The sequence below is a fragment of the Nitrospira sp. SG-bin1 genome (assembly GCA_002083365.1).
Taxonomy (GTDB): Bacteria; Nitrospirota; Nitrospiria; order Nitrospirales; family Nitrospiraceae; genus Nitrospira_D.
In genome coordinates, this window is record LVWS01000012.1 from 43977 (window position 1) to 50778 (window position 6802).

The 6802-nt window shown below is 56.3% G+C and carries 6 protein-coding genes; 5 read left to right on the forward strand and 1 reads right to left on the reverse strand.

The features are described from left to right. Window positions 1-77 precede the first annotated feature (77 nt). On the forward strand, window positions 78-803 hold the full coding sequence (locus tag A4E19_15325; GenBank protein OQW36531.1) for a hypothetical protein: 726 nt from the start codon (window positions 78-80) through the stop codon (window positions 801-803). An 829-nt stretch (window positions 804-1632) separates the two neighbouring features. Here the strand turns inward: A4E19_15325 and A4E19_15330 are convergent. Beyond that, window positions 1633-2727 carry a hypothetical protein gene (locus A4E19_15330; protein ID OQW36532.1) on the reverse strand — a complete coding sequence of 365 codons (1095 nt, stop codon included), beginning with the start codon at window positions 2725-2727 and terminating at the stop codon, window positions 1633-1635. Between the two features lie 253 nt (window positions 2728-2980). Here A4E19_15330 and A4E19_15335 point away from each other — a divergent pair, with 253 nt between their 5' ends. The 4 genes from A4E19_15335 to A4E19_15350 all read left to right on the forward strand — a co-directional run. Next, on the forward strand, window positions 2981-3979 hold the full coding sequence (locus A4E19_15335) for a hypothetical protein (GenBank protein ID OQW36533.1): 999 nt from the start codon (window positions 2981-2983) through the stop codon (window positions 3977-3979). A gap of 77 nt (window positions 3980-4056) precedes the next feature. Then, the gene (locus A4E19_15340) at window positions 4057-4659 is read left to right on the forward strand and encodes a hypothetical protein (GenBank protein ID OQW36534.1); all 603 of its coding nucleotides are present in this window, start codon (window positions 4057-4059) and stop codon (window positions 4657-4659) included. A 165-nt stretch (window positions 4660-4824) separates the two neighbouring features. Then, on the forward strand, window positions 4825-5802 hold the full coding sequence (locus A4E19_15345) for a hypothetical protein (protein ID OQW36535.1): 978 nt from the start codon (window positions 4825-4827) through the stop codon (window positions 5800-5802). A gap of 65 nt (window positions 5803-5867) precedes the next feature. Next, the coding region (locus A4E19_15350) for a hypothetical protein (protein ID OQW36536.1) at window positions 5868-6802 on the forward strand (935 nt) is incomplete at its 3' end.

A 6802-nucleotide genomic window follows, 5' to 3' on the forward strand; every position in this document is an offset into this window, starting at 1 on the left:
GGTAAGCTGCCGCGCGACGTTGTGATGTACGTCGATCATGACAAGATGAGTTGAACCGTCGACAAAGGAGGACGCACATGGGGATCGTCTGGTTGTTGGCGCTGCTGTTGGGATTCCCCGCCGTGACGCGGGCGCATGACGAGGGAAAACCTGAGACGCCGGTCCTTACGGTCAGCGAAAGCGCGACGGCGCCACATGCGCCGGATACGGCCTTCGTCACGTTCGGCTTGGAGACCGCCGGAAAGTCACTCGCCGAGGCGCAGAAGCGGAACAGCGACACGATGGGCAAGGTGATGGATCGGCTCCGGAATTTACAGATCGAGAAGGAACGGATCCAAACCTCGTCCTTTACGGTCTCCCCGCAATATCGGCCCTCACCCAACCGGCCCATGGACACGCCGCCTGCTTCTCCGGAGATTATCGGCTACATCGTCAGCAATATGGTGACGGTGGAAATCCGAGTCCTCGACAGAGTGGGCATGGTGATCGAAGAAGTCTTGAAGGCCGGCGCGAACAACTTTCAAGGGCTGCACTGGGGATTGCGCGATGAACAGTCGGTGCGTCTGCATGCGCTTAAACAGGCTGCCGCTAAGGCGCGTGAGAAAGCAGCGGTGCTGAGCGAGGCGCTGCACGTGAAACTGGTGCGGGTGTTGTCAGTCAATGAGGGGGGTCATATGGTCAGGCCTGCCGCGCCTATGGCACGCATGGCGATGGAGGCGAGCGCAGGCGACGTGCTGATCTCCCCGGGGGAGCTGAAGATTGAGGCAACGGTGATGTTGGTGTATGAAATCGCGCCGAACTGAGATGAGTCCTCTTTCGCATGGTTCGATGTTGAATGTTTCAGCTAATGTCACGAGGAATCGGACCTTCCATCTTTATGAGCTCGACGTGCTTTGACTTGGCTGAGGTGAGGAGTGCATTGGCGGGCGATATGGCTCTATTGCCCGAGAGGGAAAATCGGTAACGAATCTGGAATATCTTAGAGCAAAGGCCAAAGGTATACTGCTCTATGTCTTATCCAGAAACCGCTTCGTGTGGCGTTCGAAGCGCTTGGTTATCGAGCGACCGTCGGCATGGGAGTCCCGGTTGTTCAGCCAAGCGCTCTGCGATGAGCCGGAGAAGCATGAGCCTCTGAGACGTGACGTTGAGGAAAGGGTTGTGTTGGGTCCTGTAAGACGGCTCGATGGTATATAATAGATGAGGTGCTGAGATGGCTCTCGGACAGCTTCCCTCGCCTAAAGAAAATAATTACTGCTCTCGCCACCTTGATTAACCAAACGTTTCCTGATGCCTGTGGCCAGGTCAACCTGGAGATGCTGAGAAGCTAGTCTATACAGCCCAAAGAGCCGCAGGTACATATGCCGATGCCATTCAATGGCAGATAGATTGTGTACGGATAGAGGTGCCGGACGAGTTTAGAAACCTGGTAGAAGGCGCTGCTCAGCTAACCACGAATATGATCAATGAGATTGAGACCTATGCCCGAGATCTGCAAAGAACTTTGGAGGATGCAGTAAAACAGCATGAACCGGGCTGCCAAAAAGTGCGTGAAGGTGTGAACCCATAATCAGACCACGCAAGTGGATAGCTGGCGGTCTAAAGACAGTGATAGTGCCGGAAAATAATGAAGTGTCATTCTCCCTTCTTTTCTCCCCCCTCCCACAGCTTGACGGTCCGATCCCAAGAGGCGCTGGCGAGGCGTTTGCCGTCGGGAGAAAAGGCTAGGCCGCGGACTCCTCCGGCATGGCCTTTCAGAGTCCTAAAGTTTCGCCCGGTGGACAGGTCCCAAAACTTGATGGTCTGGTCGTCGCTCGCGCTGACCAAGACTTTTCCGTCCGGGGAGACGGCGAGGCTGCGGACCCAACCCTTGTGGCCGGTGAGGGATTTTTTCTCAACGACGGTCGGCATCTCAAAGAGCTTGATGGTCGTATCGCGGCTTCCGGTGATCAACAGTTTTGCATCGGGAGTAAAGGTCATGGCGCCGATCCAGTAGTCCATCGGCTTTTGGAACCCGCCGTCATCCTCGATGTAGTAGCCGCGGGTCTCGGTGGAATCTTCCTGGTTTCGCTGCCAATGGCCGTCGTGCAGCACCTTTTCCTCGCCGCTTGGAAGGACTTCCCACACTTTGATCTTCCCGATGTCGGTTCCACTGGCCAGATGAATGCCATCCGGCGAGAAGGCGACGCAGACCGACCAATGGTGGTCGTACTCATCTTTCCCAAGCAACGTCATCAGCTCCGTGCCGGTGGTGACTTCCCAAATCTTGATGTCCTTGTTATGGCTGCCCCGGGCAAGCATGAGGCCGTCCGGCGAGAGTGAGAGGCTGCAGACATTATGGTCGTACCGTGTAAACAGCAACTTCATCGGCTCGCCGGTTTTGCCGTTCCACAGTCGGATTGTACGGTCTTCGCTCCCCGTGGCGAGGGTCTGCCCGTCAGGCGTGAAGACAACGGCGCGAATATCGTGAGTGTGGCCGCGCAGGGAACGGAGTAATCGACCGGTTTCGATGTCCCACATACGGACGAGGCGTTCGGCGCCGCCGCTGGCGAGCGTCGACCCGTCGGGTGAAAAGGCGACGGCCCAGACTCCATGCGAGTGGCCGCGAAAGGTTTTCACTTCCCGGCAGTCGGCTCCCCAATAGTCCAAGAAGTCGAGAGGAGGTGTCGAGGCAGTCACCGTCTCTGAGGAGATACTGGGGAGCGGCGAAGTCATCGTAGGTTCCGGCATGGGCACGCGTGTCCTTAGGTGGTCTGGTCCTTGATTGGTCAACAGATCAGCCAGTATAATTCTGGCGGTCGTTCGGATCGTAAGAGATGCCTCGCGGCCAAGTCAACCCTTCGAATGCCCTGTCCGTGAGAAGGCCGCTTAGGGTTGACGCTGAGCCTGTTCAAGGACAGTGTCGAAGCGCCAAGCCGGTTCCACGGCCATGTCGCCATGGGACGAGGGCACTGTTGTTTCCCTAAGCCAGTAAAGGTTGTTCATGGAAATCAGATTCCAACCGGCGTTGCTTCAGGAAGTCATCGATTCGTTCGTCGAAAAGACGGAACGAGAGGGCGATCCCACCTACTATAAGGAATTCCATGAGTATGCCGACCCGATTTACGAAAAATTCATGCTCGAGGATCGGGAGGCCGAGTTCAAAAAGCTCTATCAATACCTCTTCGGCATCTGGGGATTTTCCGATATCGTCCGCGATTCATTCAACGAGTACCCGCTGTTAAAGGAAAAGGTGGGGATCGTCCTGGTCAAAGGCGTGTTGAAAGAAGACCAGGAAGGCGTCGATATTCTACGCAAATGGGGGTCCGTCGAAAAAGAGTTGGCGAGGCAGTTTGAAGAGAAGGGGATGAAGGGTGTGGGGATCAAGCTGATTCCACGCCGCTTTTATGATCCCGCGTTGACCCGCTATTGCCGCCACGAACTGATGCATATCTCCGACATGATCGACCAGCAATTCGGCTACGATCCGGATACCAAGCTGGGTCAGAACCCCGGCGAAGAGACGTTGATCTTACAGCGCTATCGTGTGCTCTGGAGTTTGAGCGTGGATAGCCGACTGGTCGCGGCGGGCAAGGAGCCGATGCTGAGCAAGGAGGATCGATTCAAGGAATTCCGGTCCTGGTACCGAAAGATTCCGCCTCCTCAATTGAAGTCTGTGTTTGAGGGGCTCTGGCAAACCTCGTACTTCACCCATTCAGAGCTGATCGAGATGGCCGCCGACACGCTTCGTGTGATGGATCGGGCGGTGGACGTGGAGGGCGGCGAGGTCCCGGAGACCCAAAACAAAGTCATGCTCATGCCGGGTTTCCCTTGTCCGCTCTGTCGGTTTCCCACCTATTCGTGGGTCGAGGAGATGGGAACGAAAGTCGAACCTTACGTGCTCGACTTCATCCGGGAGAATCATCCGGGGTGGGATGTGGAGTTCGGAGCTTGTGATCGCTGTGTTGAGGTGTATAAGCTGCGGGCGGACGGAGTTATGTAAACAAGGTTGAGGCTAAGGATAAGTATTAGGGCTGTCACATCTCAACCTCAACCTGACCGTATCCTTCGTTAAGTTCCATGCCAACCAATCCTTCATATGGCCGGCGAGATTTTCTGAAAGATTCCGTCATCTCCACCGTCCGAGCCGCCCACGAACTGGTCAAGCAGGCTGAAGGCCTTCCAGCGGAACCTCCTTCCCAGAAGATTCGCGTAGATTGGCTACGGCCTCCCGGCGCGGTGACCGAGGCGCTCTTTCTAGAACGCTGCACGAAGTGCAACGACTGCGTCGAGGCCTGCCCGCCCGGCGCGATCGCACTCCATCTCCAGGACGGCACACCCGTACTCTTCGCCGACCAGTCGCCCTGTCTGTTATGCGTGGACTTTCCGTGCGTTGCGGCCTGTGGAACGGATGCCCTCCTTCCGGTCGAGGGGATCCACCAAGTACGCATGGGAATCGCGACGATTTCCCAGCGGCTCTGCACGGCCGGGCAAGGCTGTCATGCCTGCGTGTCCAAGTGTCCGACGGATGCTTTGGTGATGGACTTTGGGTCAATGCGTCTGTCCGTGGTGAAGGAAGCCTGTGTCGGTTGTGGCATGTGTGAAATGGTCTGCAAGACGGTCAACGACCATGTCGCCATCCGCGTGGTGCCGTCAAGGCAATGTGAGGGGAACGATCAATGACCACACAGCTCTTGAATCCGTGCCGGGCGGAAAAGCGCCGATCGCATGATCGAGCCAGTTCACCCTTGACTTCACACCGTCCTTTTCATATACATACCAGGTCCTACCACTTGGCCTTGGTAGCGCGGGTGGTGGAGTGAACGAAGTGGTGGGGAGGTGGTCTCTATGACGGGTCAACAGCCGATGCACAGCGTCTCTGCATCTGCAACCGCCACACTGTCGGGGCCTTCGAGTATCAAGGATTCTCCAGCCGTCGAACGGGCGCTCAATCGCAGCAAGATCTATTTGCTGATTTCTTGGAGCCTCCTGTATCCCGAGGATGAGGAATTTCTGGATTACCTCCGGTGCGGTGAATTTGTGGAGGACGGCCGAGCCGCGCTTGATGCATTGGAGATCGCCCTTGGAGCCGATGGTAACGATCGGGCCAAGACAAAACTCCTTGCGCTCAGAAAGCACGTGGCTTTGATGGAGAATTTGATCTCTTCCGAGTGCGTCAATTGGCAGCTCAGCGATCTTCAGTCCGAGCATCGCCGCGTGTTCAGCAACGTGATCACGCTGGATTGTCCTCCCTATGAAACGCTGTTCGGAAACGACCACGTGTTCGCGCAATCCCACGTCATGGGCGATATCTCCGGGTTTTACAAAGCCTTCGGAGTCGAATTGTCGAAAGACATTCATGAGCGACTTGATCATCTCAGCGTCGAATTCGAGTTTATGCACTTTCTCGCCTACAAGGAATCCTATTCGCTGTGCCACGATGGACCGGAGAAGACGCAGATCGTGGTCGATGCCCAGAAGAAGTTCGTCAGAAATCACATCGGTCGATGGGTACCGCTGTTCTGCCGGATGTTGACCAAGAAAGCGGACTCCGGTCTCTTCAAATTGGTGGCCGATATGACGGCCGAGTGGATGGAGTTTGAAACGGCCTTCTTGGGGGTGAGCCCTCAGCCCTATACGGAAACCGACTATCGTCCGGCGACGTTCAGCTCTCCCGAAGGGCAGACGTATGAATGTGGTGCACAGGATCAAGGCAATGAATTGTCCATGTTGCTGAACGAGGTCGGGGCGCAGTCGTTTATGGATGTGAAAGAGAAAGACAAAGATAAAGAGAATGAGGAAGGGGGACCTTCCGGAACGGCGTGAGTGAATTGGGCAACGGTTCCTGAGCGGACACAGTCTTACACTATTTCAGAGGAGGGAGTAGCACTATGAGGGTAGCGCAGACGACCAACAAGAAATTGGTGTTTGCCATTCTTCTCTCCGCCCTCACTGTCGGCCTGATGCTGACGTTGGGGCGAGTACCATTGGCCGTCAGTCAACCGGTGACGATACCGGCGAAGACGGTCAAGGGTCCAATTCCGATGGACGGCGCCAACCCGATTTGGGAAAGCGTTCCGGGCGTGGTCGTTCCGTTGAGCGGTCAGCTCATCACGACTCCGATGCACCCCAATATCTCGGTGAAGTCGGTGTTCGTCAAGGCGATGACCAACGGCAAGGACATAGGGCTGCGGTTGGAATGGATCGATCAGACCAAGAATGACACGGCGATCGGCCCGCAAGACTTCCGTGACCAGGTTGCGGTGATGTTTCCGGTGAACACGGCCGGGGCTCCACCGTTCCAATGCATGGGACAGTCCGGCGGGACGACCAACATCTGGCGATGGAACGCCGAATGGCAGAAGGACATCGGCAAGGACAGTGCCGGAATCTGGGATGTCGACGATCAATATCCCGGCATTTTCTGGGACTATTACTTTGAAGAACCTGCGGGAGGCGTCACCTATCCGGATCGTATCGGCCGAAGCCTCGGACCGTTCAACTCCGGCATCTGGTCGGGCAACATTATGTCCGACCCGACACTTCGCGTGAGTTCGGTCGAAGATTTGAGCGCCAACGGCTTCAGTACCCTCACGACACAAGCTCATCAGGATGTCATCGGGAATGGAGTCTGGGAGCCGTCCGGGTCCGTCAAGGGTGGAGGATATACGGGACCCACATGGCGGGTCGTCGTGAAGCGGACGTTGGAGACCGGCGATGCAAACGACGTCCAGTTCAAGGCCGGCATGTCGGTGCCGATTGCATTTGCAGTGTGGGACGGCGCCAACATCGAGCGGAACGGCATGAAGTCGCTGTCGACCTGGTT